The sequence below is a fragment of the Thalassobius vesicularis genome (genome assembly GCF_004799325.1).
Classification (GTDB): domain Bacteria; phylum Pseudomonadota; class Alphaproteobacteria; order Rhodobacterales; family Rhodobacteraceae; genus Thalassobius; species Thalassobius vesicularis.
Window position 1 is genome coordinate 413489 of the sequence record NZ_SSMD01000002.1, and the last position, 26783, is coordinate 440271.

Sequence of the window (26783 nt, forward strand, 5' to 3'; positions counted from 1 at the left end):
CGCTCAGGCCGCGCGGCGGCGCAGGGCATAGATTAGCCCCACCATCGCAAAGCCAGCCAGGGTCAGCGCGGCCACGCCCCCCAGGAACAGCATCAGCCCGCCCAGCATCGGGCTGCCGATCGCCCATGCGGCCAGCGGCGGATAGACCGCGCCGGTCACAAAGGGCCACCCCATCGTCAGCCCCAGCCAGCCCAGCAGCACGGCCACGCCCAGCACCACCGGCACACGCAGCGCGCGGGCCCGCACGGCGCGGCGCAGCGACAGAAACTGCCGGCCCAGATCCTGCTGGATCGCCACCAGCGCGGGCACGACCATCAGCACCAGCACCATGCCGAAGCCCAGCCCGTAGACCAGCGTGATCACCGTGGGCCGCAGGAATTGCGCCTGCTGCGAGGTTTCGTACAGCAGCGGCGCCAGACCCATCACCGTAGTCAGCGTCGTCAGCATCACCGGGCGCAACCGGTCCGCCGTGCCGTCGATGATCGAGGGGATCAGCCCGCGATCCTGCGCGTAATCGTCGATGGTGGTCACCAGCACGATCGAGTCGTTGATGATGATGCCCGTCATGCCCACCAGCCCGACGACGGTGAACATGGACAGCGGCACCTCCCACAGGACATGGCCCCAGATCGTGCCGACCAGGCCAAAGGGGATGATCGCCATCACCACGATTGGCCGGGTCCAGCTGCTGAACACCCAGGCCAGCACCAGGTAAATGCCCAGCAGGCACAGGGTCAGGCCGGTCATTGCCTCGGACAGGAACTGGTCCTCTTGTTCCGACAGGCCCGCCATGCGCCATTCCACCTGATGTTCGCTGGCGATCTTCGGCAGGATCTCGGCTTCCAGCAGGCGGCCGATTTCCTCGGCGCGGGCGGGGTCGTCCTCGGAAATATCCCCGGTGACCGAGATCAGCCGCACGCCGTTTTCCCGCTTCACCGTCGAAAACCCCGAGCGCGCCCGCACGCTGACGATATCCGCCAGCGGCACGTAACGACCGGCCGAGGTGCGCAGTTGCAGGGTCTCCAGAAAATCGGCGGTGCGCTCGGTCTCGGGCAGCTCGACCCGGATCGCCGCACTGCGCGGCCCGTCAGGAAAGGTCGCCGCCTCCAGCCCGTTCAGGCGGTGGCGCAGCACCCGGCCCAGACCGTCGATGGTGAACCCCAGCGCCTGCCCCTGCGGGGTCAGCTCCAGGATAAGCTCATCCTTGTCATAGGGCAGGTTGTCCTCAACAGCCGAGACTTCGGGGAACTTGGCCAGCGCCTGTTTCAGCGCCTCGCTGGCGCCTTTCAGCACCTCGGCAGTGGCCCCGTAAAACTGCACGTCCAGCGCATCCCCGCCGGGGCCGGACCGATACCCTCGGAAGCTGACGGTTTCGGCCAGCGGGTGGTTGCGCACGCGTTCCTGCAACTCGCCCAGAAAGGCAAAGCTGGAATAGGGGCGCAGGTCGGCGTCGATCAGCTCGATCGCGATACCACCCAGCAGGTCCGCGTCCTTGGTGTCGGCCCCCGGCAGCGGCGCGCCGGAATTGCCGCCGACCTCGGCCATCACGTAATCCAGCGGATTGCGGCCATAGCGGGCCTCGTACTCCGCCCCCAGCTCCTCTGTCGCGCGCTGCATTTCACGCATCATTTCAAGGCTGTGGGCGCGCGTCGCCCCCGGCAGCATGGCGAAATTGCCGGTGACGCTGCCGCGCTCGGGCGCGTTGAAGAACCGCCACTGCACGTCGCCCCGGATGAAGATCGCGATCTGCCCGGCCAGCAGCAGGATCGCCCCCGCCATCACCGGATAGCGCGCCCAGACGACAAAGGTGGTGAAGGGCCGGAACAGGGTGCTGCGCACCCAGCGGAACCCCTTGTTCACCGTGCGCGAGGGCCAGTCGTACCAATGCTCCTTGGCCGAATGCGCCAGCGCGTGAGCCATGTGGTTGGGCAGGATCAGGAAACATTCAACCAGCGAGGCGCCCAGCACCGCGATCACGGTGAACGGAATATCCCCCACCAGATCGCCAAAGCGCCCGCCAATCGCCGTCAGCCCGAAGAACGCGATGATCGTGGTCAGCGTGGCCGAGAACACCGGCAGCGCCATCCGCCGCGCGGCGGTCTCCGAGGCGCTGATCGGCCCGTGCCCGTGGCGCGACAGGTGGTCGGCATGTTCACCCACCACGATGGCGTCATCCACCACGATGCCCAGCGTGATGATCAGGCCGAACAGGCTGATCATGTTGATGGTCAGCCCGCCCAGATACATCAGCGCAATCGCCGTCAGCATCGAAACCGGAATCCCCGCCGCCACCCAGAACGCCGTCCGCGCGTTCAGGAACAGGAACAGCAGGATCAGCACCATCACCAGCCCCTGCGCGCCGTTGCTCAGCAGGATGTTCAGGCGGGCGGTGATCGCCTCGGCGCGGGTGCGGATCAGATCGACGGTCACGCCCTTGGGCAGGGTGACCTCCATCTCGTCGGCCACCTTTTGCACCTGCGCCTGCGCCTTGATCGCATCGCCCGAGGCCGAGCGGTCCACCCGGATCGACACCGCCGGGTTTTCATCCACGTAATAGACCCGCGCCCGGTCGGCCCCCAGCAGGCGCACCGCCGCCACGTCGCCCACCGTCAGCGCCGACCCGTCCGGGTTCGAGCGCAACACGATCCGCCCGATCTGCTCGGCCGAGCGTTTTTCGACCCCCGTACGCACCCGCGTGCTGCCGCCGCCCACATCCCCGGCGGGATCGGCGTCCACCTCCTCGGCGATCGCAGCGGCGATCTGGGCGATGGTCACGTCATGCGCGCGCAGGCTCAGGCTGGGCACCTCGACCAGAATCTCGGGTGCTGCGACGCCCCGGATCGTGGTGCGGGTGATGCCCACCTCGAACAGGCGGGCGACGAATTCATCCGCGAACAGCCCCAGCTGTTGCACGGACACCGGCCCCGTGATCACCACGTCCGTCACCCGGTCGCGCCATGCGCCGCGTTTGACCACCGGGTCGTCCGCCTCTTCGGGCAGGGTCGTCACCAGATCGACGGCGGCCTGCACCTCATCTGACGCACGCCCCATGTCCCAGCCCGGCTCGAACTCCAGCGTAATCGTGCCCCGCCCCTCGGTCGAAGAGCTGGAGCTCGCCTCCACCCCCTCCACCGTCAGCAGCGCGGGTTCCAGAACCTGGATGATCGCGGCGTCCACGTCCTCGGCCCCGGCGCCTTCCCAGCGCACGGAAATCGAGATGTCGTCCACCACCACATCCGGAAAAAACTGCGCCCGCATCCGGGGCGTCGCGGCCAGACCCATCACCAGCAGCACCACCAGCAGCAGGTTCGCCGCCGTGCGGTGACGGGTAAAGTAGGACAGGATGCCGCCCGCCGCCTCGGGGATGGGGCGCATCATCGCTTAGCCCCCCATCCGCGCTTCGAGCCGCTCGACCATCTCGGCGGGCACCTTGTCCTCTTGCAGCCGCGCCAATATCCGCGTCCGCACGTCCGAGGGCATCATCTTGTTCGCCTCGACAAAGGCCACCAGTTTCGCGCGGCGTTCCTGCGACAGCTCCAGCATCTGCGGCGCCTGCGGGGCAGCGTCGGCCGCATTGCGCAGCGGGCGCACCTTGATCCCGGCCCCCAGCAGCGGGGTGCGTTGCAGCACCACCTCGCGCCCGGCCAGATCGGGGTTGCGCACCAGCACGTTGTCGCCCACCCGGCGCACCACGCGCACCTCCAACGCCTCCAGCCGGTCCTCGGCCCCCAACAGCAGCACGCGAGAGGCGGAATCCAGCGCCGTCGCGGGCAGGCTGACCACGTAATCCAGCGGCGGTTCTTCGACCGCGACGCTGACGAAATCCCCCGGCTTCAGCCCGCGCGGGGCCTCCAGCCGGGCAAAGATCAGACGGCCCGTCTGCCCCTCGCCCACCGCCGCACTGTCGCGGTCGATGCGGCCCTTGGCCGTCAGGTTTTCCCCATACAGGTTCAGCGTGACATCGACCGGGGCCTTGGCCAACTGCCCCGCCCCGTCCAGCAGCCGCGCGTATTGAGGGGTCGAGATGCGGAACGCCACTTCCAGCGCCTGCCCGTCCACCAGCTGCGCCAGCACCTCGTTCTGCGAGACCAGCCCGCCCGCGACCGCCTTCACGCCGCTCAAGGTGCCATCAAACTCCGCCCGGATCACCGTGTCGGCCAGCACCCGCTCGGCCTCGGCCAGCGCGATGCCCGCCCGGTTCAGCCGCGTGGCGGCCTGATCCACCCGCGCCTCGGCCTGCGCCAATGCCTGCCGGCGCGAGACCACGGCCTGCCTGGCAGCCGCCGCTGCCAGCTCGGCGGTTTCCACGGTTGCATCCGTCGCCACCCCGCGCGCGGCCAGATCCTGCGCCCGCTTGAACGCCTTCTCGCGCAGACCCGCCTGTTCCTCGGTCGCGGCCAGCTCGTCGCGGGCCAGCTCCAGCGTGCGGGCGGCGTCGCGGCTTTCCAGTTCGGCATCCATCTGATCGGCTTGCGCACGATCCAGCGCGGCCTGCGCATCGGACGGGTCGATCCGCACCAGCACATCACCCGCGCGCACCTGACCGCCCTCTTCGAACCCGTCGGCCAATTCCACGATCGTACCACGCAGAGCCGCGCGCAGGTCCAGCGTCCGGCGGCTTTGCACCTCGCCGAATGCGCTCAGCACCGGCGTCACCGTCCCCGGCTGCGCCGTCATCACGTTGACCGCGAAAATCCGTTCCCGCCCCTGCGGCGCCCGCGCCTCGCGCGACAGGCGCGCTTCGATCGCGTCGCGCACCATGGCCCCGGCATAGACCAGCAGCCCGACCGTCACGGCCAGCAGGAACAGCCCGGTCAGGCTTCGGCGCAGAAATCGCATCGCTCGTTCGTCCTCTTGCTCGGGCCAAGTCGCCCGATCACTAACAGTAGCGGGGAAACGGCGTTTGCCAAGACGTCAGAGTGAAACGGATCAGCCCGTCATTTCCGTCGCTTGTGTTCCTCAAGCCGCGGGAAAATCTCGACGAAGTTGCACGGCAGGTGCCGGTAATCCAGCTGCCAGCGCAGGATTTCGTCCCATGCGTCCTTGCACGCCCCCGTGCTGCCGGGCAAGGCGAACAGATACGTGCCGCCCGCCACGCCACCCGTGGCACGGCTTTGCACCGCGCTGGTGCCGATCTTCTGCATCGAGACGATGGTGAACACCGTGCCAAATGCGTCGATCTCTTTCTCATAGACATCGCGATGCGCCTCGACGGTCACGTCGCGCCCGGTCAGCCCGGTGCCGCCCGTCGAGATCACCACGTCCACCTCGGGATTGGCGATCCAGGCGCGCAGCTGATCGGCGATCTCGGCCCGCTCGTCTCGGATGATCTTGCGGTCGGCCAGGATGTGCCCCGCCCCCTCGATCCGGTCCACCAGCGTCTGACCCGAGCGATCCTCGGCCAAGCCGCGCGTGTCCGAGACCGTCAGAACCGCGATGCGAACCGGGATGAACTCTTTGCTTTCGTCGATGCGGCTCATGTCTATCCCCTTTGCATCAGCGCCAAACGCGCGGCCAGTGCCACGAATATGCCCGCGCTGATCCGGCCCAGCCATGTGGCAAAACCGGCATCCTGCGCCAGACGCTTGCCGATGCCGCCCGCAAACACGCCGACCAGCCCGTTGATGACGAACCCGCCCAGCGCCAGCACCGCGCCGTAGATCAGGAATTGCGGCAGCACGGGGCGCGCGGGGTCCACGAATTGCGGCACGAAGGCCAGCACGAACAGGATCACCTTGGGGTTGGTCAGGTTCACCATCAGCCCCTGCCGGAACGCCTTGGCGACCGAGACGCCCTTGACCTTGCCGCCCACCGGCCCCGCCTTCAGCGATTGCCAGGCCAGCCACAGCAGATAGCCCACGCCGATCCAGCGGATCACGTCAAAGGCCAGCGGAAAGGCGGCGACAAGCGCGCTCAGCCCCAGACCGGCCGCAAAGGCATGCACGAACGCCCCGACCGAGATCCCCGCACTGGCCGACACCGCCGGCCACGGCCCTGATCGCAACCCCTGCCCAAGGCAGAACATCATGTCCGCCCCCGGCGTCAGGTTCAACGCCAGCCCCGCCGGCACAAAGGCCAGCAGCACCATCCAGTCGATCATTCTTTATCCTCCAGCCGGGCCTTCAGGCTCAGCAGATCCGCCCAGGTTTCGCGTTTCTGATGCGGTTGGCGCAGCAGGTAAGCCGGGTGGAACATCGGCAGCGCCGGGGCGCCGAACGCCTTGGCCCATTGCCCGCGCAACCGCGTGATGCCCCGGTCGCCCAGCCCGGCCTGACAGCTGATATTGCCCATCAGCACCACCACGTCAGGCTTGGCCAGCTCGACATGCCGTTTCAGGAACGGCAGCAGCATGGCGATTTCCTCGGGGTTGGGGTCGCGGTTCTGCGGGGGCCGCCACGGCAGCACGTTGGTGATATAGACCGCCCGCCCCGGATCGTCCGAGCGTCTGTCCAGCCCGATCGCCCCCAGCATCCGGTCCAGCAACTGCCCCGCACGGCCCACAAACGGGCGTCCTTCGCGGTCCTCGTCCCGGCCCGGCGCTTCGCCGATCAGCATGACCCGCGCGCCGGGCGTGCCATCGCTGAACACCAGGTTGCGCGCGCCGCGCTTCAGCTCGCAATGCTCGAACGCCGCCATTGCCGCGCGCAAACCCGCCAGATCGCCCGCCGAAGCGGCCATCTTGCGGGCCTCGGCCACCGGGTCGATCTTGGGTGCCTTCGGAACGGGTGCCACCACCGCCCCGCGCACGGGCGCAGGGGCGGCCTTGACCTCGGCCGCCAGGGCATAGCGGTCGATAGGGGAGTCGCAGATCGCCTCGTCCGCCCCCATCTCGATCTGCCATTCCAGCAGGCGCAGCGCCGTATGATAGTCCAGTGCCGATTCCATGCGCCCAAGCTACCCCGCCCCGCCGCGCGCGGAAAGGCGGCAAATCCAGCCCCCGCGACGCCCGTCAATCTTGCCCCTGCCCCCACCCGCCCATATAAGCACCACAGGCAACGCAGGAGGCGGCGATGACGTTCACGCAAAAGCATCTTCTGGGGATAGAGCCCCTCCACCCGACCGAAATCACCACCGTGCTGGACCTGGCCGACCAATATGTCGACCTGAACCGCCGCGACGTGAAACACGCCGAGGCGCTGAAGGGCCTCACCCAGATCAACATGTTCTTCGAGAACTCGACCCGCACCCAAGCCAGTTTCGAGCTGGCCGGCAAACGCCTTGGCGCGGACGTGATGAACATGTCGATGCAGGCCTCCTCGATCAAGAAGGGCGAGACCCTGATCGACACCGCCCTGACCCTGAACGCCATGCACCCCGATCTGCTGGTCGTGCGCCACCCGCATTCCGGGGCCGTGGACCTGCTGGCGCAAAAGGTGAACTGCGCCGTGCTGAACGCCGGTGACGGCAAGCACGAACACCCCACCCAGGCCCTGCTGGACGCGCTGACCATCCGCCGCGCCAAGGGCCGGTTGCACCGCCTGAACATCGCCATCTGCGGCGACATCGCCCACAGCCGCGTGGCGCGGTCCAACCTGATCCTGCTGGGCAAGATGGAAAACCGTGTCCGCCTGGTCGGCCCGCCCACCCTGATGCCCGCCCAGATCGACGCCTTCGGGGTCGAGGTCTACCACGACATGCGCGAGGGATTGCAGGACGTTGACGTCGTCATGATGCTCCGCCTGCAAAAGGAACGCATGGACGGCGGCTTCATCCCGTCCGAGCGTGAGTATTACCACCGCTACGGTCTGGACGCCGAGAAACTCAGCTACGCCAAGCCCGACGCCATCGTCATGCACCCCGGCCCGATGAACCGCGGTGTCGAAATCGACGGCGAGATCGCGGATGACATCAACCGCTCGGTCATTCAGGAACAGGTGGAAATGGGCGTCGCCGTCCGCATGGCCGCGATGGACCTCTTGGCCCGCAACCTGCGCGAGGCCCGCCGCGCCAAGCAAGGGGTCATGGCGTGAGCGACCGGATCGAGGTTCCAGCAGGCGAAACCGGCGTCGTCCGGCTCTTTGCCGTGGACCTCCCCCCCGAGGATATCGAGGATTTCGCCGACTTCGAACGCGAAGGCTGGCCGCTGATTTCCGCCCTCGGGCTCTACGATCTGAACCCGTCCTATGTCGAGATTTTCCCGGTCTCCAACCTCGATGACATGGGCCTGCCCGGCTACCTGACCGAGGGCTACAACATCGACCCGGACGACCTGCGCGACGACCGCCAGTTCCTTGGCAACATCCGCGGACATGTGGCGCTGATCTCCTCGGGGGCGTTTCGCGGCAAGGCCCAGACCCTGCGCCTGTCGCATCCGCTGATCTGGCTGGGCACCTGGTCCGAACCCCGCCCCGAGCTGGACCTCGCCCCGATTCGCAGCGACGCCGCGCAAGGCACCACCGGCGACGTGGGCGCGCCCGGAAAACCCCGTTTTCCGCGCTGGCTGGGCTGGGCGTTACCGCTGGCCGGGATCGCGCTCGGCACCCTCATCTACTTGATCTCCCCGCACGGAGGCTGACCATGTACGGCTCTCTCACCCCCAATTACGAGCTTCAGGACGGCGAAGAGCTTCTGACGCAGATCCATCCCGACCGCGCCACCTATTGGCGCGATCACGCCTGGATGGCTGCCATTGCGATGGCCGTGGGCATGGCGATCCTGTTCTTCATGGGCAATCCGCATGTCTGGACCGGGGCCGTCGGTGGGCTGGCTGCGATTGCCGTGCGCGCCTTCTACGTCGCCTCGGACGAGCTGAAAGTGCGCTGGGATCTGACCACCGCCCGCGTGATGGGTCCGCAGGGCCGTACCGTCCGGCTGGGCGAAATCAAAGAGATCAAGTCGCTCGGCTCCGCCCTCCAGATCGTGACCCTGTCGGGCGACAAGCACCTGTTGAAATACCTTGCCGACAAGACCGCCACCCGCGACGCCATCCAGCGCGCCCGCGCCGGGGGCCGCTCATGAGTGGCTGGGACGACATCCTCGACCCCGACGAAGAAATCCTCTGGCAGGGCCGCCCCGACGCCTCGCTGGTGGTCTCGGCCGAAACCGTGGTGACGGCGATCTTCGGCACCGCCTTCGCCGGCTTCGCGTTTTTCTGGATGGTCATGGCCGCGCAGGGCGGCGGGTTCTTCTGGATGTTCGGCCTGATCCATTTCTCGGTTGGTGTGGCAATGGCGTTCGGCGGCTTCCTCAGACGCCCCTGGCAGAACAGCCGCACCTGGTATTCGCTGTCCAACAAGCGCGCCTTCATCGCCACCGACTACCCTATCGTCGGCAAGCGCCTGCGCTCCTATGCGATCAACGCCGCCACCTCTCTGTCGATGGACGAGGGCGCGCTGGCCACCATCCATTTCGCCACCCAGACCTACACCCACAAGGGCCGCCAACGCACCCGCCGCATCGGGTTCCACCGCATTGCCGACGGCCCCCATGTCTACCGCCTGATGCGCGACATCCAGCGCCACGACCGCGAACAGGCCCAGACATGAACCCCCGCAGCTGGGACGATATCCTTGACGAGGACGAGGCGATCCTCTGGCAGGGCCAACCCGACCCGCATGTGCGGTTCGGCATCCCCGACAGCCCCTCGGTCGGGCTGATGCTGCTGTTCTGGCTGGGCGCCGGGGCCGGATGGATGGCCTATGCGTCCGAGGCATGGCCCTTCGGCCTGATCTACCTGGCCATCGGCGCGGCGGCCTTTGGCGGCGCGCTGATCTGGCGGCCGATGGTGTGGCGGCGCACCTTCTACTCCCTGTCCAACAAACGCGCCTATGTCGCCACCGACGCGCCGTTCCAGGGCAAGCGCCTGCGCTCGTTCACGCTGGACGCCGACAACCGCGTGACGCTCGAAGGTGGGCCGCTCTACAACGTAAACTTCGCCACCTCGGTGCTGCCGCTCAAGGACGACATCCGCAGCCCCCGCGCGCGGTTCCGTCACCCGATCGTGCTGCAACGCCACGGCTTTGAACGCCTGCGCGACGGCCAGCAGGTCTATCACCTGATCCGCGACATCCAGAGCGGCACATACAAGGGGGTACCCGAATGACCCTGTGGTCCCAGACCCTGAACCAGGTGCAGACCCAGCACCCGATCTATGGCCTGACCGCCAAGGGCCCCGTCCCCGCCCTGTTCGGGCTGGGTCTGGGCTACCTGCTGGCGATCCGCTACGACATGCCGCTGGCCGGGGCCTTGGCCGCGCCGGCCTTCATCCTGCTGCCGCTGGTCATCACCCTGTGGCTGGACCGCCACCGCATCCGGTTCGAGATCACCCCCACCGGCGCCATCCGCCATCAGGGCGGCATCGAACAATCGCTTCCGTTCGGGACCGAGGTCAACTACACCCTGACCCGTGGCCCGATCCGCCGCGCGCTGAACCTGCCGGGCGTGTTGCGCCTGAACAGCCAGACCGGCGTCATGCGCAGCTGGAGCCTGACCTGGCCCGTCGCCGCCACCGAACTGCCCGCGCTGGACGCGGCCCTGAAAACTGCCCTGAAAACCACCTCCGGGGGGAACCGCACATGACCGCCACGCTGATCCGCAACGTCCACCTGATCGACCCCGTCGCCAGCTCGGTCGAGCATGGCTCGATCCTGCTGGAGAACGGCAAGATCGCCGCCATCGGCGCGGAAATCGCCCTGCCCGAAGGGGTCCGCGTGATCGACGGGCGCGGCAAGCACCTGGCCCCCGGCATCGTGGATATTGGCGTCAAGGTCTGCGAACCGGGCGAACGGCACAAGGAATCCTTCCGCTCGGCCGGTCTGGCTGCGGCCGCCGGGGGCGTGACCACCATCGTCACCCGCCCCGACACCTCGCCCGCCATCGACAGCCCCGAAACGCTGGAATTCGTCACCCGCCGCGCGAAAGAGGCCGCGCCGGTGAATGTCATCCCGATGGCCGCGCTGACCAAGGGCCGCGAAGGCCGCGAGATGACCGAGATCGGTTTCCTGCTGGATGCCGGGGCCGTCGCCTTTACCGATTGCACCCGCGTGGTCCAGAACACCAAGGTGTTCAGCCGCGCGCTGACCTATGCCAAATCGCTGGGCGCGCTGGTCATCGCCCACCCGCAGGAACCGATCCTGTCCCAAGGCGCCGCCGCCACCTCGGGCAAGTTCGCCTCGCTGCGTGGCCTGCCCGCCGTCTCGCCGATGGCCGAGCGTATGGGCCTGGACCGCGACATCGCAATGCTGGAAATGACCGGCGCGAAATACCACGCCGACCAGATCACCACCGCCCGCGCCCTGCCCGCGCTGGAACGCGCCAAGCGCAACGGGCTGGACATCACCGCCGGCACCTCGATCCACCACCTGACCCTGAACGAGCTGGACGTCGCCGACTACCGCACCTTCTTCAAGCTGACCCCGCCCCTGCGCTCCGAGGATGATCGCCTGGCACTGGTCGACGCGCTGCGCCACGGGCTGATCGACATCGTCTGCTCGATGCACACCCCGCAGGACGAGGAATCCAAACGCCTGCCCTTCGAAGAGGCCGCCTCGGGCGCCGTCGGTCTGGAAACCTTCCTGCCCGCCGCGATGCGCCTCTATCACTCCGGCGACCTGACCCTGCCGCAACTGTTCCGCGCCATGTCGCTGAACCCCGCGAAACGCCTGAACCTGCCCGGCGGCACGCTGGACATCGGCGCCCCCGCCGATCTGGTCCTGTTCGACGCCGACGCCCCCTTCGTGATGGACCGCGCCAAGCTGCGCTCGAAATCCAAGAACACCCCCTTTGACGGCGCGCGGATGCAAGGCAAGGTCTTGGCAACCTTCGTCGCCGGCACCCAAGTCTTCGGAGATATCTGATGCCCGAGATTACCACCCCGCAAACGCTGCTGATCCTCTGGGCCGTCATCGGCTACCTGCTGGGCTCTGTCCCCTTCGGCATGGTCATCGCCAAGGTCATGGGTCTGGGCAACCTGCGCCAGATCGGATCGGGCAATATCGGCGCGACCAACGTGCTGCGCACCGGAAACAAACTCGCCGCCTTCCTGACGTTGGTGCTGGACGGCGGCAAAGGGGCGGCAGCCGTGCTGCTGGCCCGCGCCTTCGCGGCCGAGGACGCCGCGCAACTGGCCGGTGGCCTGGCCTTCCTGGGCCACTGCTTCCCGGTCTGGCTGAAGTTCAAGGGCGGCAAGGGCGTCGCCACCTTCCTCGGCCTGCTGCTGGGCCTCAGCTTCCCCGTGGGTCTGGCCGCCTGCGCGACCTGGCTGGCAACGGCCTTCGCGGTCCGCATCTCCTCCTTCGCGGCACTGACGGCCGCCGCCGCCTCGACCGTCTGGATGATCCTGCTCGGCCACGGAGAGATGGTCGCCCTCGGCGGCGCGCTGACCATCCTGATCTTCTGGACCCACCGCGCCAACATCGCCCGCATCCGCAAAGGGACCGAGCCGAAAATCGGCAAGAAATGATCCCAGAGGTTCCCCGAAAACGCACCCCGCCGCCGGACAAACACACCTACCAAACCGGCGACGGGCTGACCTTCTGGATGGAGTACGTCCACGCGGGCGCGCCCTACATCGCCCCGACAATCCGCACCACGAACCCCGCGATCAAACTCACGCTGGTACCCACCTGGTTCCAGTCGGACACGGTCTACCTGCTGCACCATTACGGCACGGTCATCCCGTTCTCCTGCCCGCCCCCGGAATCGCAGATGCACGATGACAGGCTGGACCGCCTGCGCGCGGACTACCCCGACCTGGACCTCGTGCTCACCGATATCTGCCGGCCCTTCAAATGGGCGGAATACGTCGAACGAGACATCCGCCTGCACGACATCCCGACCTCCCCCGGCTTCGCCAGTCACGCCGAGCAAGACAGCATGACCGCCATGGCCTGCACCCTGCTCGCCCCCCTTGCCCTGCACGGACCAATCTCGATGAGCCACGGCGACAAACCCGCTGGCACCGTCGGCTTTTCGGCACCCCTGACCCAAGCGCTGAAGGCTGGCTCCCATATCCGCGCGGCAACGACGCTGCAGTAACCACCAACGCCGCGCGCGTGGCCTGACCTGAGTGATGAGTATTTTCGTCAGAAAGAAGCCAATAGAAGCGCCCCTCTTTCACCCGCGCGCGGGCGGTCAAGGACGGCACTTCCTGGTTTCTTTCTGATCCAAATACTCAAATCCGACCGTGGGACTTACGCCTCGGTCAAAGGGGGATCGAGAACATCTCCAGATCGTCCCGGTAAAGCGCGCCGGTCGCGCGCCAGAACGCCAGTGCTTCAGCGTTGTCAGCGAAGACGAACAGGTGCGCGCGCCCGATGCCTTCGGCGTGCAGTCCGGCCAGTCCAGCGTCCAGCAAGCGGCGGGCAAGGCCTTGTCTGCGGTGGGCCCGGCTGACGGCGAGGTGATGGATCAAACCGCGCCGCCCGTCGTGGCCGATCAGGATAGTGCCGATCAGGCGGTCGTCCATGACCGCGACCCGGCTGAGGCCGGGATTGCGGCGCAGGAATGTGGCGAGGGCTGCGGGCTTATCTGCAGCACTCAGCCCGACGCCCGGCAGGGTTTGCCACAGCGCGCGCGCTGGCGCGATATGGTCATCAGTGAAAGGCAGAATCTGCGGCTGCGGCATGGGTGTTCAGCGGGTCGGGGCGTTTCCTGTGGTTTGCGGGACAAACCCCACAAACCACAGGAAATTCGTGCCTTCGATCAGTAGCTGTACTCGGCGTAGAGGCGGTTCAGATCGCCGTTCCAGTCGCCGTGGTAGTGTTCCAGCAGCTCGTCCGCCGGGGTTTTGCCAGTGTCGATGCTGTCCTCGAGCGCATGCAGGAAGTGGCGTTCGTCCTGCACCATGCCGCCCAGCCCACAGCGTTTACGGGCGATCAGGCCCTTGCGCGAGATGTCCAGCACTTCTGCGGCCAGATCCAGCATCCGGCGGCCGCCGACGATAGCGTGAAGGCCGCGCACGCTGGCCTCGACGCGCCAGGCTTCGCGGGTTTCGGCATCCCAGTATTTCACCATGTCCCAGGCCGCATCCAGGCTGTTCTGGTCGTACATCAGCCCGACCCAGAAGGCAGGCAGCGCGCAAATGCGCCGCCACGGCCCGCCATCCGCGCCGCGCATCTCCATGTATTTCTTGATCCGCGCCTCGGGGAAACAGGTGGTCAGGTGGTCGGCCCAATCCGACAGGGTCGGCGTTTCGCCCGGCAGCGCGGGCAGTTCGCCCTTCATGAAATCGCGGAAAGACTGGCCCAGAGCGTTGATGTATTTCCCGTCGCGGTAGACAAAATACATTGGCACATCAAGGGCATAGTCCACGTAACGTTGGAAGCCCATGCCGTCTTCGAAGACAAAGGGCAGCATCCCTGTCCGCGCCGGATCCAGATCGCGCCAGATGCGCGAGCGCCACGAACGGTGGCCGTTCGGCTTCCCCTCGAAGAAGGGCGAGTTGGCAAACAGCGCGGTCGCGACCGGCTGCAGCGCCAGCGCCACGCGCAGTTTCTTGACCATGTCCGCCTCGGAGGCGAAATCGAGGTTCACCTGCACCGTACAGGTCCGGTACATCATGGATTTGCCCATCGTGCCGACGCGGTCCATGTATTCGTTCATCAGCCGGTAACGCCCCTTGGGCATCATCGGCATTTCGTCGTGTTTCCAGACCGGCGCGGCGCCCAGACCGATGAAGCGTACGCCCACCTTGTCGGCGATGTCCTTCACATCGCGCAGGTGTTGGTTCACCTCGTCGCAGGTCTGGTGGATCGTCTCCAGCGGGGCGCCGGACAGTTCCAGCTGACCGCCGGGTTCCAGGCTGACATTGGCGCCGTCCTTGGTCAGGCCGATCAGCTTGCCGCCTTCCTCAAGCGGGGACCAGCCGTGGCCGTCGCGCAGCCCTTCGAGGACTGCCAAAACCGAACGATCACCCTCGTAAGGGATTGGTTTCAAAGTATCTTTGCAATAGCCGAACTTCTCGTGCTCGGTGCCGATGCGCCAGGCGTCCTTGGGCTTGCAGCCGGATTCCAGATACTCGGCCAGTTGGCCCATATGCTCGATCGGCCCGCCGCCGGATTGGGGAATTGACATGTCTCGCTCCGGTCTTTGTCCCTCAGGTCTGGGCAGGATTGAGTGTTAATCCGCCCAAAGTCAATGCAGCCGCGCGTCGTTTCGCACCCAGATCACGACATCCTGAGGCCCGGTTTCGTCCAGCGCGCGCAGCAATCGGCGCATGTCGATCCCCGGCAGATTTGCGAAGACATCGAACAATGCCTCGGCCCCGTTGGCATCGACCGGCACCTGCAGCGGGTCTTGCCCCGGCGCCCTGAGTTCCCACGAACGGGCCCCATCCCGCGTGACCAGCCGCAACGAGTGCAGGGCATTCGCGCCGATCACCCCACCGCCCAGCGGGCCGAAATAGGCAATGGCACCCTCGTCCACCTCGACATGGCCAGCGCCCTGCCCCCCGCGCCAGAACCGCGCGCGGCGGATGCCCAGAACCAGCAGCGCCACGCCCAGCACGGTGACGGCAACACCCAGCCAACGGATCAACGCAAAGCCGGTCAGCGCCCACCAAAGCCCGAAACCGGTTATCGCAACAGCGATCAGCGGCTCGGCCCAGCGTTTCAGGGTGTCTGCGGCACCGGAACGGATCATCCCTTAGGCCGTCCAGTCGCCAAGGGCCTGCTGCCAGACCGTCATAGCGGCAACAGCGGCCGTGTCCGCGCGCAGGATGCGCGGTCCAAGGCTGACCACATGGGCAAAGGGCAAAGCCCGCAAACGCGCACGCTCAGCCTCGGAAAACCCGCCCTCGGGTCCGATCAGAATCGCCCACGCGCCCTTTGAGAGGCCATCCGGCAGGACGGACGAGCGCCCCACCTCGGCCTCGTCGCAGAACATCAGCTGACGCCCCTCGGGCCAATCGGCCAACACCCGGTCCAACCGCTGCAAATCGGTGACTTCGGGGACGTAAGTGCCGCCGCATTGCTCGGCCGCCTCAACGGCATGGGCCTGCAGACGGTCCTGACGGATCCGCTCCGAGTTCGTAAACTCGGTCTGCACCGGCATAATCCGCGCGGCCCCCATCTCGGCGGCCTTTTCCACGATGAAATCCGTGCGCGCCTTCTTGATCGGCGCGAACAGCAACCACAGGTCGGGCGGCATCTGCAAAGGCCGGGTCTGGCGCACACAAGACAGCACCCCGCCCCGCTTGCCAGCGTCCGAAACCTCGGCCAGCCACTCGCCATCACGGCCATTGAACAGGGCGACGGGCGCGCCCTCACTCAGCCGCATCACCCCGAACAGGTAATGCGCTTGGTCACGGTCCAGGGGAACCGTTTGCCCATCCCCCAAAGGATGATCTACATAGAGGCGGATTTTCGCAGTCATGGACCCATTCTTATGCCCGAACACGCTCACATGCCAGAGCCCGCAGGCCAGGTTTCGGATGCCGTCAAAGGCAATTGGGTCGATCATCTGGCACCCGCGGCCACCCGGCCCTACCTGCGCCTGTCGCGGGCTGACCGGCCGATCGGCACATGGCTGCTGTTGCTGCCCTGCTGGTGGGGTCTGGCGCTGGCGATCCTGCATGATGGCCAGCCGCGCTGGTTCGACCTGTGGATCTTTGTCGCCTGCGGACTAGGCGCGTGGCTGATGCGAGGCGCGGGCTGCACCTGGAATGACATCACCGACCGCGATTTCGACGGTGCGGTCGAGCGGACCAAGTCCCGCCCCATCCCGTCGGGTCAGGTCAGCGTGAAACAGGCGGCGGCGTGGATGATCGCGCAGGCGCTGATTTCCTTCGCGATTCTGCTGACCTTCAACACTGGCGCGATCCTGATGGGCGTGGTCTCGCTCCTGCCCGTGGCGGTCTACCCGTTCGCCAAGCGGTTTACATGGTGGCCGCAGGTGTTCCTGGGCATCGCCTTCAACTGGGGTGCGCTGCTGGCCTGGGTCGCCCATACCGGCAGCCTGCATCCGGCGGCCGTGGTGCTGTACATCGGCGGGATCAGCTGGACGCTGTTCTACGACACGATCTATGCCCACCAGGACAAAGAGGATGACGCCCTGATCGGCGTGAAATCCACCGCGCGCCTGTTCGCCCACGACACCCCGCAATGGCTGCGCCGGTTCCTGATTGGCACCGTCGCGCTGATGGCGGTGGCGATCCTGATGGCCATGTCGGGCCAGACCGAACGCCCCTTTGCCATCCTGATCGCGCTGCTTGCCCCTTGGGCGATGGGGGCGCACATGGTCTGGCAAATGCGTGTTCTGGACATCGACGACAGCGCGATCTGCCTCAGACTGTTTCGCGCCAACCGGGATACCGGGCTGATCCCTTTGCTGTTTTTCGCCGGTGCCATGTTCGGGTGATTGCGCAAAGGGGGGCATATCCCTAAACAAAGCGCACAGACTATCTGACGGGGCCCAATGCGACTTTCCTCCATTGCCATCATCTCGGCCACTTTCGGCGTGGCGGCGGGGCTGTGCCTGATCGCCGCCGGGTTCGCGGTCAACGTGATTCAGGACAATTCCGAGCTGGGCGTGCGCCGGGCCCTCGACGGGCGCGAGTTGCACTGGGCCGAGGTTCATGCAGACGGCCTGCAAGTTTTCTTGACCGGCACAGCCCCTTCCGAGGCGTTGCGCTTTGCCGCGCTGACCAGTGCAGGCACCGTGGTGGATGCCGCCCGCGTCATCGACAACATGACCGTCAAAGCCACGGCGCAACTGACCGCCCCGCGCTTCTCGGTCGAGATTCTGCGCAATGACAGCGGTATTTCCCTGATCGGGCTGGTCCCCGCCTCGACCGACCGCCGCGATCTGCTGGCCAAGCTGTCCAGCCTGGCGGCGAATGGCAATGTCACCGACCTGCTGGAAACGGCCGATTACCAAGTGCCCGACGCGTGGGAGGATTCGCTGCGCTATGCGCTCAAGGCGCTGAAATCCCTGCCGCGCAGCAAGGTCTCCGTCGCCGCGGGCGAGGTTGAAATCCGCGCCATGTCCGACAGCGATCAGGACAAGCGCAAACTGGAAAACGACCTGAAACGCGCCGTACCCGGTGACGTCAAACTGGTCATGGAAATCACGGCGCCGCGCCCGGTGATCACGCCGTTTACCTTGCGGTTCCTGATTGATGCCGACGGTGCGCGGTTCGATGCCTGCTCGGCCGAGGACGAAGAGTCCCGCACGCGCATTCTGGCCGCGGCCAAGGCTGCTGGAGTCGAAGGCGAGACGACCTGTACGATCGGGTTGGGCGTCCCCTCGCCGACCTGGGCTGAGGCCGTGGAAAAAGCGGTCGCCGCGCTGGCGCAGCTTGGCAATGGCTCTGTCACCTTCTCGGACGCGGACATCACGCTTGTCGCCGCCGAGGGCACCGTTCAGGGCCTGTTCGACCGCGTCGTGGGCGAGTTGGAGAACGATCTTCCGACGGTATTCGCCCTGCATTCGGTCCTGCCCCAGCCCAAGAAAAAGGACGCGGCGACCGAGGTTCCGGAATTCACCGCAACGCTGTCACCCGAAGGGCTGGTCCAGCTGCGTGGCCGCCTGAACAACGAACTGACCCGCACCGCCGCCGAGACCTTTGCCAAGGCGCGGTTCGGCTCGGCCGCCATTCACAACGCCGCCCGACTGGACGAAACCCTGCCCGCCAGCTGGAGCCTGCGCGTCCTGACCGCGCTGGACGGGTTGTCGAAACTGTCGAACGGCTATGTCTCGGTCACGCCCGACCTGATCATCCTGTCCGGCAAGACCGGCAACACCGCCACCAGCGCCAACATCGCCCGCCTGTTCGCCCAGAAACTGGGGGATAAAGCGCGCTTTGATCTGAGCGTCGAATATGTCGAGGCGCTGGACCCTGTTGCCTCGATCCCGACGCCCGAGGAATGCGAGGCCGGCATTGGCGAGATCGTGAAAACCCGCAAGATCAACTTCGAACCCGGCTCGGACAAGCCCGACGCAGAGGCCGCCGCCATTCTTGACGATATCGCCGAGATCCTGCGCAGCTGTGGCGAGATGAAGCTGGAAATCGGCGGGCACACTGACAGCCAGGGCCGCGAAGAGATGAACCAGGCCCTCAGCCAGCAGCGCGCCCAGGCCGTTCTGAACGAATTGCGCGCCCGCAAGGTGCTGACGGGCTCTTTCGTGGCCAAGGGCTACGGCGAGGAACAACCCATCGCCGACAACGGCACCGAGGAAGGCCGAGACGCCAATCGCCGAATCGAGTTTCACTTGATTCGCAACGAACCGGCCGCTCAGCCCGAAACCACCCTTGAAAACGCTGAACAAACCGCCGAAGAAGAACTGCAGCCCGAAACGGACCAACCCGTGGACCCGGCAGACGCAGCCAAGGATGGAGGATCGAACGATGAATAGGGCAGAATTCATTATCGCAACCGCGATCGTGCTGTTCATCGCTTTCTGCATGGGCTGGTTCGCCAACTGGCTGATCCACCGCTTCACCCGCGTGTCGAAATCCGACATGGGCGAGCTGGAGAAGATGGCGCAAGAGCTGCACGAGGCCGAAGAAACCCGCGATCAGGCGATCACCTACCTGCAGCAGCGCGAGGCCGAGCTGACCAACCAACTGGCCCAGGCCGAGGCCGAACTGTCCGCCACCATGGACGGCCTGCGCGAAGCCCGGCACGAGGCCGAGGAACTGCGCGCCTATATCGAAAAGATCAACGCCTGAGCGTAGGAAAAGCGCCCCGAGGGGCGCTTTTTGCGTTTATCCCAGCGCGCTGCCGGTGCTGCCAAAGGTGATCCGCAGGTCGCGTTTCAGGATCTTGCCGCTGGGGTTCTTGGGCAGGGACGCGATGAACTCCACCCGCTTGGGCACCTTGAAATGGGCCAGGTGTTCGCGGCAATGCTCCATGATGTGATCCGCCTCGGCCGCGTGTCCGTCCTTCAGTACAATCACGGCCGTCACCTGTTCGATCCAGCGTTCATGCGGCAGGCCGATCACCGCGACCTCGGACACCTGCGGCATCAGATAGATCGTCTCCTCAACCTCGCGGCTCGAGACGTTCTCGCCGCCGGTGTTGATCATGTCCTTCTTGCGGTCCACGACGGTGACGTAGCCATCGGCATCCACGGTCGCCAGATCGCCGGAATGGAACCAGCCCCCGGCAAAGGCCGACGCGGTCTTGTCCGGGTCGTTGTAATAGCCGTTCATCAGGTGGGGCGAGCGGTGCACGATCTCTCCGACCTCGCCCACGGCCACGTCGTTCATCTCGTCATCCACCACCCGCGTTTCCACGTTCAGCGCAGGGAACCCAGCCGATCCGGCCTTGGAAAGCTGTTCCTCGGGTGGCAGCAGGGTGGCGACGGGCGCGATCTCGGTCTGGCCGTAGAGGTTCCACAGACGTACCTGCGGCAGGCGGGATTGCAGCTCTTTCAGCACTTCGACCGGCATGATCGACGCGCCGTAATACCCTTTGCGCAGCGCCGACAGGTCGGTCTTGTCGAACAGGGGCGAGCGCAGCAGCGAAATCCACACAGATGGCGGGCAGAAAAAGGTCGAGATCCGGTGCTTTTCCAGCAGCGGCAGGATCACGTCGGGGCTGGGCTGGCCGGTGATGACGCTGGTCATCCCCAGATAGACCGCCGGCCCTAAAAACACGTCCAGCTGCGCGCAATGGTACAGCGGCAGGGCGTGCAGCATGGATTCCGAGCGCGTCATCTCGGTGTCCACGATGCAGCTGACGTATTGCCACATCACCGCATCATGGCTCAGCATCGCGCCCTTCGGCGCGCTTTCGGTGCCGCTGGTATAGACGATCTGCGCCAGGCTGGCGCCTTTCAGGCCCAGCAGGACGGGGCTGTCATCCGCATCGGGCAGCACGTCGAACGGCACGTCCGAGTCCTCGGCGGCGGGCAGTGCCTCGCCCGGCAGGGCGACAGTCCATTCCACCGCAGTGCCGTGGTCGCGCGCCTTGGCACAAAGGTCAGCAAATTCCGGGCCATAGCACAGCACCTTGGCACCCGAGCTGGCGAGGATATAGCCCACTTCCTCGGGGTTCAGCATGAAGTTGACGGGCACCAGCACTGCCCCGGCCCGCGCGATGGCGAACCGCATCGCCGCAAAGGCATGGCTGTTGCGCGACACCATCGCCACGCGATCCCCCTGCCCCACGCCGCGCACGATCAGGCCCCGCGCCAGACGGTTCACAAGGGCGTCGAACTCGGTATAGGTCCAGCTGACATCGCCGCAGATAATGGCGGTCTTGCCCGGTGCCTTCTGCGCCGAGCGGCGCAGCAAATCCCCGATCGTGTGCTGCCGCGCGATGTCGATCTGCGTTTCCAGGTTCATGGCGTACTCCTCCGTGCTCCGGCCCACATGGCCGAACTTTCCCGCCATTCTGGCGGGACCGTCGGCGGTCGTCTTGTGTGGGGCCTCTTCCGGTGGGAAGATTAGCGCAGTTTTCGCCGCTGAGAAGCGATTACCAGCGGGTCAGCGCCTCTTCGTCCGCGTCCTTTGCGGCAACCCATTCGGCGCCGGACGCGGTGAATTCCTTCTTCCAGAAGGGCGCGCGGGATTTGAGGTAATCCATCAGGAACTCGGCCGCCTCGAACGCGTCCTTGCGATGGCGAGAGGCGGTGGCGACCATCATGATCCGCTCGTTCGCGGCCATCGGTCCAAAGCGGTGGATGATCAGCACGTCGCCCAGCGACCAACGCTCACGGGCGTCCAGTTCGATCTTCTCCAACGCCTTTTCGGTCATGCCGGGGTAATGCTCGATCACCATGCGGTCCAGGCTGTCGCCGGGCAGATCACGCACGATGCCAGTAAAGGTGACGACCGCGCCCATATCGGCCTGCGCATCGGCGAAGCGTTCGGTTTCAGCGCCCAGATCAAACGGCGCTTCCTGCACGCGGACGGCCATCTCAGCCCCCCGTCATCGGCGGAAAGAACGCCACCTCGCGGACACCGGCCAGCGGGGCATCAAACTCGGTCAGCTCCTGATCCAAGGCGACGCGCAGGGCAGAGAGATCGGCAAACGCGGCGGCATAGCGGGGTTCGCGGGCGCGCAGCTCCTCGACCAGATCGGCCACGGTGGCGGCTTGGGTTTCGACCTTTTCGCGAGGAATTCCGATGCGTTCCCGCACCCATGCGAAATAGAGAACATCCATCAGCGCTCGTCCTTCAGATATGGCAGGGACTTGCGGAAATAGTCCCAGCCGGTGATCGCAGTCAGGATAGCGGCCACCCAGATCAGCGCCAGTCCGACATGAGTCGCAAGATCGGCAAGGCTGGCGCCCATCGGAATGTCGCCTTCGCCAGCACGCGGGGCGCGGCCCTTTTCCAGATAATCCAGCCCGGTGCCCAGGAACAGCGTCGCAATCGCCACCATCTGGGCGGTGGTCTTCCACTTGGCCAGCTTGGTCACCGCCAGACGGCCCGAGTCAGCACCCAGGAATTCCCGCAGGCCTGAGACGAACACTTCGCGGAACAGGATCACGGTGGCGGGCAGGATCAGCCAGGGATTCATCCCCGAATAGCCCGTCAGCACCACCAGCGCGATCACGACCATCGCCTTGTCGGCGATCGGGTCAAGCATCGCGCCGAACTTGCTTTCCTGTTTCCACAGGCGGGCCAGGTAGCCGTCGAACCAATCGGTAATCGCCGCCCCGACGAACAGCGCCAGCGCAAACCAGTCGGCCCAGGGGCGCGTGAAATACAAAAACATCACCGCAACGCCGGGCGCGGCAAGCAGACGGCCAACCGTCAGGATATTCGGGATCGTCCATTTCATAAGGCTTTCCTATCCGGTTCCCGCGTCGCTGGAAAGCGCCGTTTCAGGCTGTTGTTAGCCAATACAACCCCGGGATCACCACCGTAATCACCTCAGGAAGCCCAAGTTTTGACACATAAGTATACATATATTGCACCTTGGGTATGATTGCCGCCCCGGCGCCCCTGGGATGCTTAGGGAATAGGATTTGAGTGTGACTTGTCTTGCTCCGAGTTATTTTGACGTCCCCGTTTTGGGGACCTTCGCCGTTTTCGTGGCATCTGTGCTGTTCGCCGTCTGGGTCTGGGTGAATCACCAATTCGCAGGCAAGCGCGCCTTCATGATCGCTGAAATCGGCATGCTGTGGTGGCTGCTGACCGCCACGATGGAGCTGTCCAGCGCATCCCTGACCTGCAAACTGTTCTGGAGCCAGTTCGCATGGCCGGGCATCGTCCTGATGCCCTCGGCCTGGGCGATTTTCCTGTTCCACTACGCCATCGGCCAGGACGATTCCCTGCCGCAGCTCAAGAAATTCTCGTACTGGGTCGGCCCCAGCATCATCGGGCTGATCGCGATTTCCAATGACCTGCACCACTTGATGTACACCGAGAACACCCACCTGGCCGAGGTCAACGGCCGCCCGTCCGGTGTCTTTGACCACGGCCCGCTGTTCTATCTGGCGGTGTCGTATGTGTATGCGTTCATGCTTGCCTCGATCGGGGTCGGAGTGACCGCAGTCCGCCGCGCCATGCCGCAACTCCGGGGGTTCTTCGTGATGATGCTGGTCATCACGCTGGTCCCCATCTCGGCCAACCTGGCCTATATCCTTGGTGGGTTCACGCTGTTTGGATTTGACCCCACGCCGTTCATGTTCTCGTTCGTCATCATGGCCTTTGGCTGGCTGGTGGTGAACAACCGCATGATGGATATCACCGCGATTTCGCGCGATCTTCTGTTCGCCTCGACCACCAGCCCGATCCTGATTTTCGACGACGAAGGGCTGCTGTCCGGGATGAACCCCGCCGCCAAGCGTCTACTGGGGCGCGATCACCGCGCGATCGGGACCAACCTGACAACCGTGCCAAAAATCGGCCCGATCGTCGGGGACGTCCTGCTCAGGGGCGCCCAGGCGCAGATGTCCACCATCTTGTGGGACGACCGCGCCTATCACGCACGCCTGACGCCGATCCCCAGCCCCATCAACCCCGACAGCGCGCCGGTGGGCTGGACGATTGCCTTCATCGACATCACCGAGCAGCAAGCCTACGGCGAGTTGATGAAACAAGCCGCCGAGCAGGCCGAGGCCGCCAACCGGGCGAAATCCGATTTCCTGGCCACCGTCAGTCACGAGCTTCGCACGCCGCTGACCTCGATCCAGGGGGCACTGGATATCGTCCAGATGACCGCCGGGGACAAAATCCCCGAGCAGACCGCCCAGCTTCTCAGCATCGCGGCCAACAACACCCGCCGCCTGAAATCGCTGATCGACGACCTGCTGGACCTGCAGAAGATCGAACAGGGCCTCATGGAGTTCCAGATGGAAGAGGTGGACCTTGTGCCCCTGCTCGAGGAATCCATCAGCGCCAACAAAGGGTATCTGGACCGCTACGGCGTGATCGCCGTGGCGAACCTGCCGGAAACGCCTTGCGTGGTGCACGGCGACCAGAAACGCCTGATGCAGGTCATGGCGAACCTGATGTCGAACGCGGCCAAATTCTCGGACAACGGCAAGACCGTCGATATCGCGCTGCGCCCGGAAAACGGCTCGGTCTCGATCCTGGTGACGGATCACGGCGTGGGCATCCCGCCGGGCTGCGAGGACAAGGTTTTCGGCCGATTCAGCCAAGTCGACTCGGCGGCGACACGGTCGCGCGGCGGGTCGGGCCTGGGGCTGAACATCACGCAGGAAATCCTGGCCGCCCATCGGGGAACGATCCATTACGAAAGCCAGCTGGGCAAAGGCACGACCTTTGTCGTCAGCCTGCCCGCCGCCTGATCACCCGTTTTCGTGAAAGAAACCGTAGATCGTTTCGGCCAGCGCGTCCGAGATCCCCTCGACCGCCTTCAGGTCCGCCAGGTTTGCCCGGCTGACCGCCTTGGCCGAGCCGAAATGCGCCAGCAACGCCCGCTTGCGCGTGGCACCGACGCCCGGCACCTCGTCCAGCGGCGTGGCGCCCACGGCCTTGGCGCGCTTGGCCCGATGGGTGCCGATGGCAAAGCGGTGCGCCTCGTCCCGCAGACGCTGCACGAAATACAGCACCGGGTCGTTCATCCGCAGCGCAAAGGGGCGTTCGCCGGGGCGGTGGAATTCCTCTTTGCCGTGGTCCCGGTCCACACCCTTTGCGACGCCGACCATCGGGATATCCTCGACCCCGTATTCCTCCATGATCTGCTGAACCGCGCTGACCTGCCCTGCCCCGCCGTCAATCAGCAACAGGTCGGGCCATAGGCCCTTTTCGCGGTCTGGGTCTTCCTTCAGCAGCCGTGAAAAGCGCCGCGTCAGCACCTCTTTCATCATGCCGAAATCGTCGCCGGGGGTCAGTGCGTCGCCCTTGATGTTGTACTTGCGGTACTGGTTCTTCATGAACCCCTCGGGGCCCGCCACGATCATCGCGCCGACCGCGTTGGTGCCCTGGATGTGCGAGTTGTCGTAGACCTCGATCCGCTGCGGCGGGCCGTCCAGCGCAAACGCCTCGGCCAGCCCCGCCAGCAGCTTCGACTGGGCCGAGGATTCCGCCATCTTCCGCGCCAGGCTTTCACGGGCGTTGCGGGCGGCACCGGCCACCAGCTCGGCCTTTTCGCCGCGCTGCGGGACCAGCAGTTCCACCTTGCGGCCCAGTTTCTGGGCCAGCGCCTGTTCCATCAGGTCAGCATTGTCGATCGGATGCGACAGGATCACCTGCCGGGGCGGCTCCTTGGTGTCATAGAACTGGCCCAGGAACGCCTCCAGCACCTCGGCGGCCTCGATCTCGGCCCCGGCGCGCGGATAGAAATCGCGGTTCCCCCAGTTCTGCCCCGCCCGGATAAAGAACACCTGAACGCAGGCTTGGCCGCCCTCCAGATGCAGGGCGACGATGTCCGCCTCGTCCACGGTGCGCGGGTTGATGCCCTGCGCCGTCTGCACCTGCGTCAGCGCGCGGATACGGTCGCGCAGGGCCGCGGCGCGCTCGAACTCCATCGCCTCGGACGCGGCCATCATCTGGGTCGCCAGTGCCTCCTGGATCTCGGTCGAGCGTCCCGACAAGAACCGCTGCGCATCCTTCACCGAGGCTGCGTATTCCTCGGCGCTGATCCGGTCCACACACGGCCCCGAGCACCGCTTGATCTGGAACAGCAGGCACGGCCGCGTGCGCGTGTCGAATTGCGAGTCCGGGCAGTTGCGCAGCAGGAACACGCGCTGCAACTGGTTCAGCGTCCGGTTGACCGCGCCGGCGCTGGCGAAGGGGCCGTAATAGGTGCCCTTCGCGCTTTTGGCTCCGCGGTGTTTCTTGATCTGCGGGAACGGGTGCCCCGTCGTGACCAGGATATTCGGAAAGGATTTGTCGTCGCGCAGCAGCACGTTGTAACGCGGCTTCAGCTGCTTGATCAGGTTCTGCTCCAGCAGCAGCGCCTCGGTTTCCGTCTTGGTCGTCAGGAACATCATCGAGGCGGTTTCCCGAATCATCCGCTCGATCCGCCCCGAATGCCCCGAGGGCCGCGCGTAGTTCGACACCCGCGCCTTCAGGTTCCGCGCCTTGCCCACGTAAAGGACACGCGCCTGCGCATCCAGCATCCGATACACCCCCGGAGAGGCATCCAGAACCCGCAGGTACGACTGGATCAGCGCGTGCCCTGTCAGGGCAGGTTCAGCGGGGGAAGAGGGGGCCTCGGGCGTCATGTTTCAATTGTTATGATTCTTGGAATATGGCTGCAATCTTTGCTGGGTCTAGGCAAGGGAGAAAGAACCCACCAAATCTGTGGATAAGTCTGCAGATAACTTGTAGGTATCGCCATTTTTTCCTTGTTTCGCGGCGGGTTCCTTGAATTGCCCAAAAATTAGGCACTCCCCCAAATCATTGATATCTTTAGATAGTTTTTTTATCCAATGGCAAAACATTGATATCATTAAGGTTTTTGTAACGCTTCCGTAAC

The 26783-nt window shown here is 65.5% G+C and carries 27 protein-coding genes; 13 read left to right on the top strand and 14 right to left on the bottom strand.

Going from position 1 to position 26783, the window contains the following annotated elements:
• Nucleotides 1–3: 3 nt before the first annotated feature.
• From E7681_RS05860 to E7681_RS05880, 5 genes are all read right to left on the bottom strand, one after another.
• The gene (locus E7681_RS05860; RefSeq protein WP_136338329.1) at nt 4–3378 is read right to left on the bottom strand and encodes an efflux RND transporter permease subunit; all 3375 of its coding nucleotides are present in this window, start codon (nt 3376–3378) and stop codon (nt 4–6) included.
• Nucleotides 3379–3381: 3 nt separating this feature from the next.
• Nucleotides 3382–4839 (bottom strand): efflux RND transporter periplasmic adaptor subunit, encoded by a 1458-nt coding sequence (locus tag E7681_RS05865; protein WP_136338330.1) that lies wholly within the window; start codon nt 4837–4839, stop codon nt 3382–3384.
• 98 nt (nt 4840–4937) lie between these two features.
• Nucleotides 4938–5480 carry a molybdenum cofactor biosynthesis protein B gene (moaB, locus tag E7681_RS05870; protein ID WP_136338331.1) on the bottom strand — a complete coding sequence of 181 codons (543 nt, stop codon included), beginning with the start codon at nt 5478–5480 and terminating at the stop codon, nt 4938–4940.
• A gap of 2 nt (nt 5481–5482) precedes the next feature.
• The gene (locus tag E7681_RS05875; RefSeq protein WP_136338332.1) at nt 5483–6100 is read right to left on the bottom strand and encodes a LysE family translocator; all 618 of its coding nucleotides are present in this window, start codon (nt 6098–6100) and stop codon (nt 5483–5485) included.
• Entirely contained in the window at nt 6097–6885 is a 789-nt protein-coding gene (locus tag E7681_RS05880; RefSeq protein ID WP_136338333.1) for a uracil-DNA glycosylase, read from the bottom strand. Before E7681_RS05880 ends, E7681_RS05875 begins: the two co-directional genes overlap by 4 nt.
• 125 nt (nt 6886–7010) lie before the next feature.
• Here E7681_RS05880 and E7681_RS05885 point away from each other — a divergent pair, with 125 nt between their 5' ends.
• The 9 genes from E7681_RS05885 to E7681_RS05925 are packed head-to-tail and all read left to right on the top strand — an operon-like array spanning nt 7011 to nt 12975.
• A complete protein-coding gene (locus E7681_RS05885; RefSeq protein ID WP_136338334.1) occupies nt 7011–7970 on the top strand; it encodes an aspartate carbamoyltransferase catalytic subunit in 960 nt (319 codons plus the stop codon).
• Complete coding sequence (locus E7681_RS05890; protein ID WP_136338335.1) at nt 7967–8515, top strand: hypothetical protein; 549 nt, start codon at nt 7967–7969, stop codon at nt 8513–8515. The genes E7681_RS05885 and E7681_RS05890 overlap by 4 nt, the downstream gene beginning before the upstream one ends.
• Nucleotides 8516–8517: 2 nt before the next feature.
• Nucleotides 8518–8958, top strand: coding sequence for a hypothetical protein (locus E7681_RS05895; RefSeq protein WP_136338336.1), 441 nt, complete (start codon nt 8518–8520; stop codon nt 8956–8958).
• On the top strand, nt 8955–9485 hold the full coding sequence (locus E7681_RS05900) for an aspartate carbamoyltransferase catalytic subunit (protein WP_136338337.1): 531 nt from the start codon (nt 8955–8957) through the stop codon (nt 9483–9485). The genes E7681_RS05895 and E7681_RS05900 overlap by 4 nt, the downstream gene beginning before the upstream one ends.
• Complete coding sequence (locus E7681_RS05905; RefSeq protein ID WP_136338338.1) at nt 9482–10042, top strand: hypothetical protein; 561 nt, start codon at nt 9482–9484, stop codon at nt 10040–10042. Before E7681_RS05900 ends, E7681_RS05905 begins: the two co-directional genes overlap by 4 nt.
• A complete protein-coding gene (locus E7681_RS05910) occupies nt 10039–10518 on the top strand; it encodes a hypothetical protein (RefSeq protein WP_136338339.1) in 480 nt (159 codons plus the stop codon). Before E7681_RS05905 ends, E7681_RS05910 begins: the two co-directional genes overlap by 4 nt.
• Entirely contained in the window at nt 10515–11795 is a 1281-nt protein-coding gene (gene pyrC, locus E7681_RS05915; RefSeq protein WP_136338340.1) for a dihydroorotase, read from the top strand. The genes E7681_RS05910 and pyrC overlap by 4 nt, the downstream gene beginning before the upstream one ends.
• On the top strand, nt 11795–12400 hold the full coding sequence (gene plsY, locus E7681_RS05920) for a glycerol-3-phosphate 1-O-acyltransferase PlsY (protein WP_136338341.1): 606 nt from the start codon (nt 11795–11797) through the stop codon (nt 12398–12400). The genes pyrC and plsY overlap by 1 nt, the downstream gene beginning before the upstream one ends.
• Nucleotides 12397–12975 (top strand): hypothetical protein, encoded by a 579-nt coding sequence (locus E7681_RS05925; protein ID WP_136338342.1) that lies wholly within the window; start codon nt 12397–12399, stop codon nt 12973–12975. Before plsY ends, E7681_RS05925 begins: the two co-directional genes overlap by 4 nt.
• A gap of 166 nt (nt 12976–13141) precedes the next feature.
• On the opposite strand, the gene E7681_RS05930 is transcribed toward E7681_RS05925, so the two are convergent.
• From E7681_RS05930 to E7681_RS05945, 4 genes are all read right to left on the bottom strand, one after another.
• Nucleotides 13142–13564 carry a GNAT family N-acetyltransferase gene (locus tag E7681_RS05930; protein WP_136338343.1) on the bottom strand — a complete coding sequence of 141 codons (423 nt, stop codon included), beginning with the start codon at nt 13562–13564 and terminating at the stop codon, nt 13142–13144.
• A gap of 77 nt (nt 13565–13641) precedes the next feature.
• The gene (locus E7681_RS05935; protein ID WP_136338344.1) at nt 13642–15012 is read right to left on the bottom strand and encodes a glutamate--cysteine ligase; all 1371 of its coding nucleotides are present in this window, start codon (nt 15010–15012) and stop codon (nt 13642–13644) included.
• A gap of 60 nt (nt 15013–15072) precedes the next feature.
• Complete coding sequence (locus tag E7681_RS05940; protein WP_136338345.1) at nt 15073–15579, bottom strand: hypothetical protein; 507 nt, start codon at nt 15577–15579, stop codon at nt 15073–15075.
• Between the two features lie 3 nt (nt 15580–15582).
• Nucleotides 15583–16311, bottom strand: a complete 729-nt coding sequence (locus tag E7681_RS05945; protein ID WP_136338346.1) for a 16S rRNA (uracil(1498)-N(3))-methyltransferase — start codon at nt 16309–16311, stop codon at nt 15583–15585.
• A gap of 12 nt (nt 16312–16323) precedes the next feature.
• Here E7681_RS05945 and ubiA point away from each other — a divergent pair, with 12 nt between their 5' ends.
• Genes ubiA through E7681_RS05960 form a run of 3 tightly spaced genes read left to right on the top strand, consistent with a single transcriptional unit; the run spans nt 16324 to nt 19609 of the window.
• The gene (gene ubiA, locus E7681_RS05950; protein ID WP_246032418.1) at nt 16324–17295 is read left to right on the top strand and encodes a 4-hydroxybenzoate octaprenyltransferase; all 972 of its coding nucleotides are present in this window, start codon (nt 16324–16326) and stop codon (nt 17293–17295) included.
• A 57-nt stretch (nt 17296–17352) separates the two neighbouring features.
• Entirely contained in the window at nt 17353–19293 is a 1941-nt protein-coding gene (locus tag E7681_RS05955) for an OmpA family protein (protein ID WP_136338348.1), read from the top strand.
• On the top strand, nt 19286–19609 hold the full coding sequence (locus E7681_RS05960) for a hypothetical protein (protein ID WP_136338349.1): 324 nt from the start codon (nt 19286–19288) through the stop codon (nt 19607–19609). Before E7681_RS05955 ends, E7681_RS05960 begins: the two co-directional genes overlap by 8 nt.
• A gap of 36 nt (nt 19610–19645) precedes the next feature.
• On the opposite strand, the gene E7681_RS05965 is transcribed toward E7681_RS05960, so the two are convergent.
• The 4 genes from E7681_RS05965 to pgsA all read right to left on the bottom strand — a co-directional run bounded on the left by E7681_RS05965 (nt 19646) and on the right by pgsA (nt 22673).
• The gene (locus E7681_RS05965) at nt 19646–21229 is read right to left on the bottom strand and encodes an acyl-CoA synthetase (RefSeq protein WP_136338350.1); all 1584 of its coding nucleotides are present in this window, start codon (nt 21227–21229) and stop codon (nt 19646–19648) included.
• A 130-nt stretch (nt 21230–21359) separates the two neighbouring features.
• On the bottom strand, nt 21360–21803 hold the full coding sequence (locus E7681_RS05970; RefSeq protein ID WP_136338351.1) for a molybdenum cofactor biosynthesis protein MoaE: 444 nt from the start codon (nt 21801–21803) through the stop codon (nt 21360–21362).
• Nucleotide 21804: 1 nt separating this feature from the next.
• The gene (moaD, locus tag E7681_RS05975; RefSeq protein ID WP_136338352.1) at nt 21805–22050 is read right to left on the bottom strand and encodes a molybdopterin converting factor subunit 1; all 246 of its coding nucleotides are present in this window, start codon (nt 22048–22050) and stop codon (nt 21805–21807) included.
• On the bottom strand, nt 22050–22673 hold the full coding sequence (gene pgsA / locus E7681_RS05980; RefSeq protein ID WP_136338353.1) for a CDP-diacylglycerol--glycerol-3-phosphate 3-phosphatidyltransferase: 624 nt from the start codon (nt 22671–22673) through the stop codon (nt 22050–22052). The genes moaD and pgsA overlap by 1 nt, the downstream gene beginning before the upstream one ends.
• A gap of 253 nt (nt 22674–22926) precedes the next feature.
• Between pgsA and E7681_RS05985 the strand changes: the two genes are divergently transcribed.
• Nucleotides 22927–24648: a histidine kinase N-terminal 7TM domain-containing protein gene (locus tag E7681_RS05985; protein WP_168733162.1), complete on the top strand. Its 1722-nt coding sequence runs from the start codon at nt 22927–22929 to the stop codon at nt 24646–24648.
• Here E7681_RS05985 and uvrC read toward each other — a convergent pair whose 3' ends face one another.
• Nucleotides 24649–26529, bottom strand: coding sequence for an excinuclease ABC subunit UvrC (gene uvrC / locus E7681_RS05990; RefSeq protein WP_136338355.1), 1881 nt, complete (start codon nt 26527–26529; stop codon nt 24649–24651).
• Nucleotides 26530–26783: the final 254 nt, after the last annotated feature.

What these genes read in the sequence shown, in the direction of transcription:
- E7681_RS05965 (WP_136338350.1), bottom strand. Translation starts at nt 21,229, where the DNA reads ATGAACCTGGAAACGCAGATCGACATCGCGCGGCAGCACACGATCGGG.
- E7681_RS05970 (WP_136338351.1), bottom strand. Translation starts at nt 21,803, where the DNA reads ATGGCCGTCCGCGTGCAGGAAGCGCCGTTTGATCTGGGCGCTGAAACC.
- E7681_RS05930 (WP_136338343.1), bottom strand. Translation starts at nt 13,564, where the DNA reads ATGCCGCAGCCGCAGATTCTGCCTTTCACTGATGACCATATCGCGCCA.
- E7681_RS05860 (WP_136338329.1), bottom strand. Translation starts at nt 3,378, where the DNA reads ATGATGCGCCCCATCCCCGAGGCGGCGGGCGGCATCCTGTCCTACTTT.
- E7681_RS05940 (WP_136338345.1), bottom strand. Translation starts at nt 15,579, where the DNA reads ATGATCCGTTCCGGTGCCGCAGACACCCTGAAACGCTGGGCCGAGCCG.
- E7681_RS05875 (WP_136338332.1), bottom strand. Translation starts at nt 6,100, where the DNA reads ATGATCGACTGGATGGTGCTGCTGGCCTTTGTGCCGGCGGGGCTGGCG.
- E7681_RS05885 (WP_136338334.1), top strand. Translation starts at nt 7,011, where the DNA reads ATGACGTTCACGCAAAAGCATCTTCTGGGGATAGAGCCCCTCCACCCG.
- moaB (WP_136338331.1), bottom strand. Translation starts at nt 5,480, where the DNA reads ATGAGCCGCATCGACGAAAGCAAAGAGTTCATCCCGGTTCGCATCGCG.
- moaD (WP_136338352.1), bottom strand. Translation starts at nt 22,050, where the DNA reads ATGGATGTTCTCTATTTCGCATGGGTGCGGGAACGCATCGGAATTCCT.
- E7681_RS05945 (WP_136338346.1), bottom strand. Translation starts at nt 16,311, where the DNA reads ATGACTGCGAAAATCCGCCTCTATGTAGATCATCCTTTGGGGGATGGG.
- E7681_RS05935 (WP_136338344.1), bottom strand. Translation starts at nt 15,012, where the DNA reads ATGTCAATTCCCCAATCCGGCGGCGGGCCGATCGAGCATATGGGCCAA.
- uvrC (WP_136338355.1), bottom strand. Translation starts at nt 26,529, where the DNA reads ATGACGCCCGAGGCCCCCTCTTCCCCCGCTGAACCTGCCCTGACAGGG.
- E7681_RS05925 (WP_136338342.1), top strand. Translation starts at nt 12,397, where the DNA reads ATGATCCCAGAGGTTCCCCGAAAACGCACCCCGCCGCCGGACAAACAC.
- E7681_RS05910 (WP_136338339.1), top strand. Translation starts at nt 10,039, where the DNA reads ATGACCCTGTGGTCCCAGACCCTGAACCAGGTGCAGACCCAGCACCCG.
- pyrC (WP_136338340.1), top strand. Translation starts at nt 10,515, where the DNA reads ATGACCGCCACGCTGATCCGCAACGTCCACCTGATCGACCCCGTCGCC.
- E7681_RS05960 (WP_136338349.1), top strand. Translation starts at nt 19,286, where the DNA reads ATGAATAGGGCAGAATTCATTATCGCAACCGCGATCGTGCTGTTCATC.
- E7681_RS05895 (WP_136338336.1), top strand. Translation starts at nt 8,518, where the DNA reads ATGTACGGCTCTCTCACCCCCAATTACGAGCTTCAGGACGGCGAAGAG.
- plsY (WP_136338341.1), top strand. Translation starts at nt 11,795, where the DNA reads ATGCCCGAGATTACCACCCCGCAAACGCTGCTGATCCTCTGGGCCGTC.
- ubiA (WP_246032418.1), top strand. Translation starts at nt 16,324, where the DNA reads ATGCCCGAACACGCTCACATGCCAGAGCCCGCAGGCCAGGTTTCGGAT.
- pgsA (WP_136338353.1), bottom strand. Translation starts at nt 22,673, where the DNA reads ATGAAATGGACGATCCCGAATATCCTGACGGTTGGCCGTCTGCTTGCC.
- E7681_RS05880 (WP_136338333.1), bottom strand. Translation starts at nt 6,885, where the DNA reads ATGGAATCGGCACTGGACTATCATACGGCGCTGCGCCTGCTGGAATGG.
- E7681_RS05865 (WP_136338330.1), bottom strand. Translation starts at nt 4,839, where the DNA reads ATGCGATTTCTGCGCCGAAGCCTGACCGGGCTGTTCCTGCTGGCCGTG.
- E7681_RS05955 (WP_136338348.1), top strand. Translation starts at nt 17,353, where the DNA reads ATGCGACTTTCCTCCATTGCCATCATCTCGGCCACTTTCGGCGTGGCG.
- E7681_RS05905 (WP_136338338.1), top strand. Translation starts at nt 9,482, where the DNA reads ATGAACCCCCGCAGCTGGGACGATATCCTTGACGAGGACGAGGCGATC.
- E7681_RS05900 (WP_136338337.1), top strand. Translation starts at nt 8,955, where the DNA reads ATGAGTGGCTGGGACGACATCCTCGACCCCGACGAAGAAATCCTCTGG.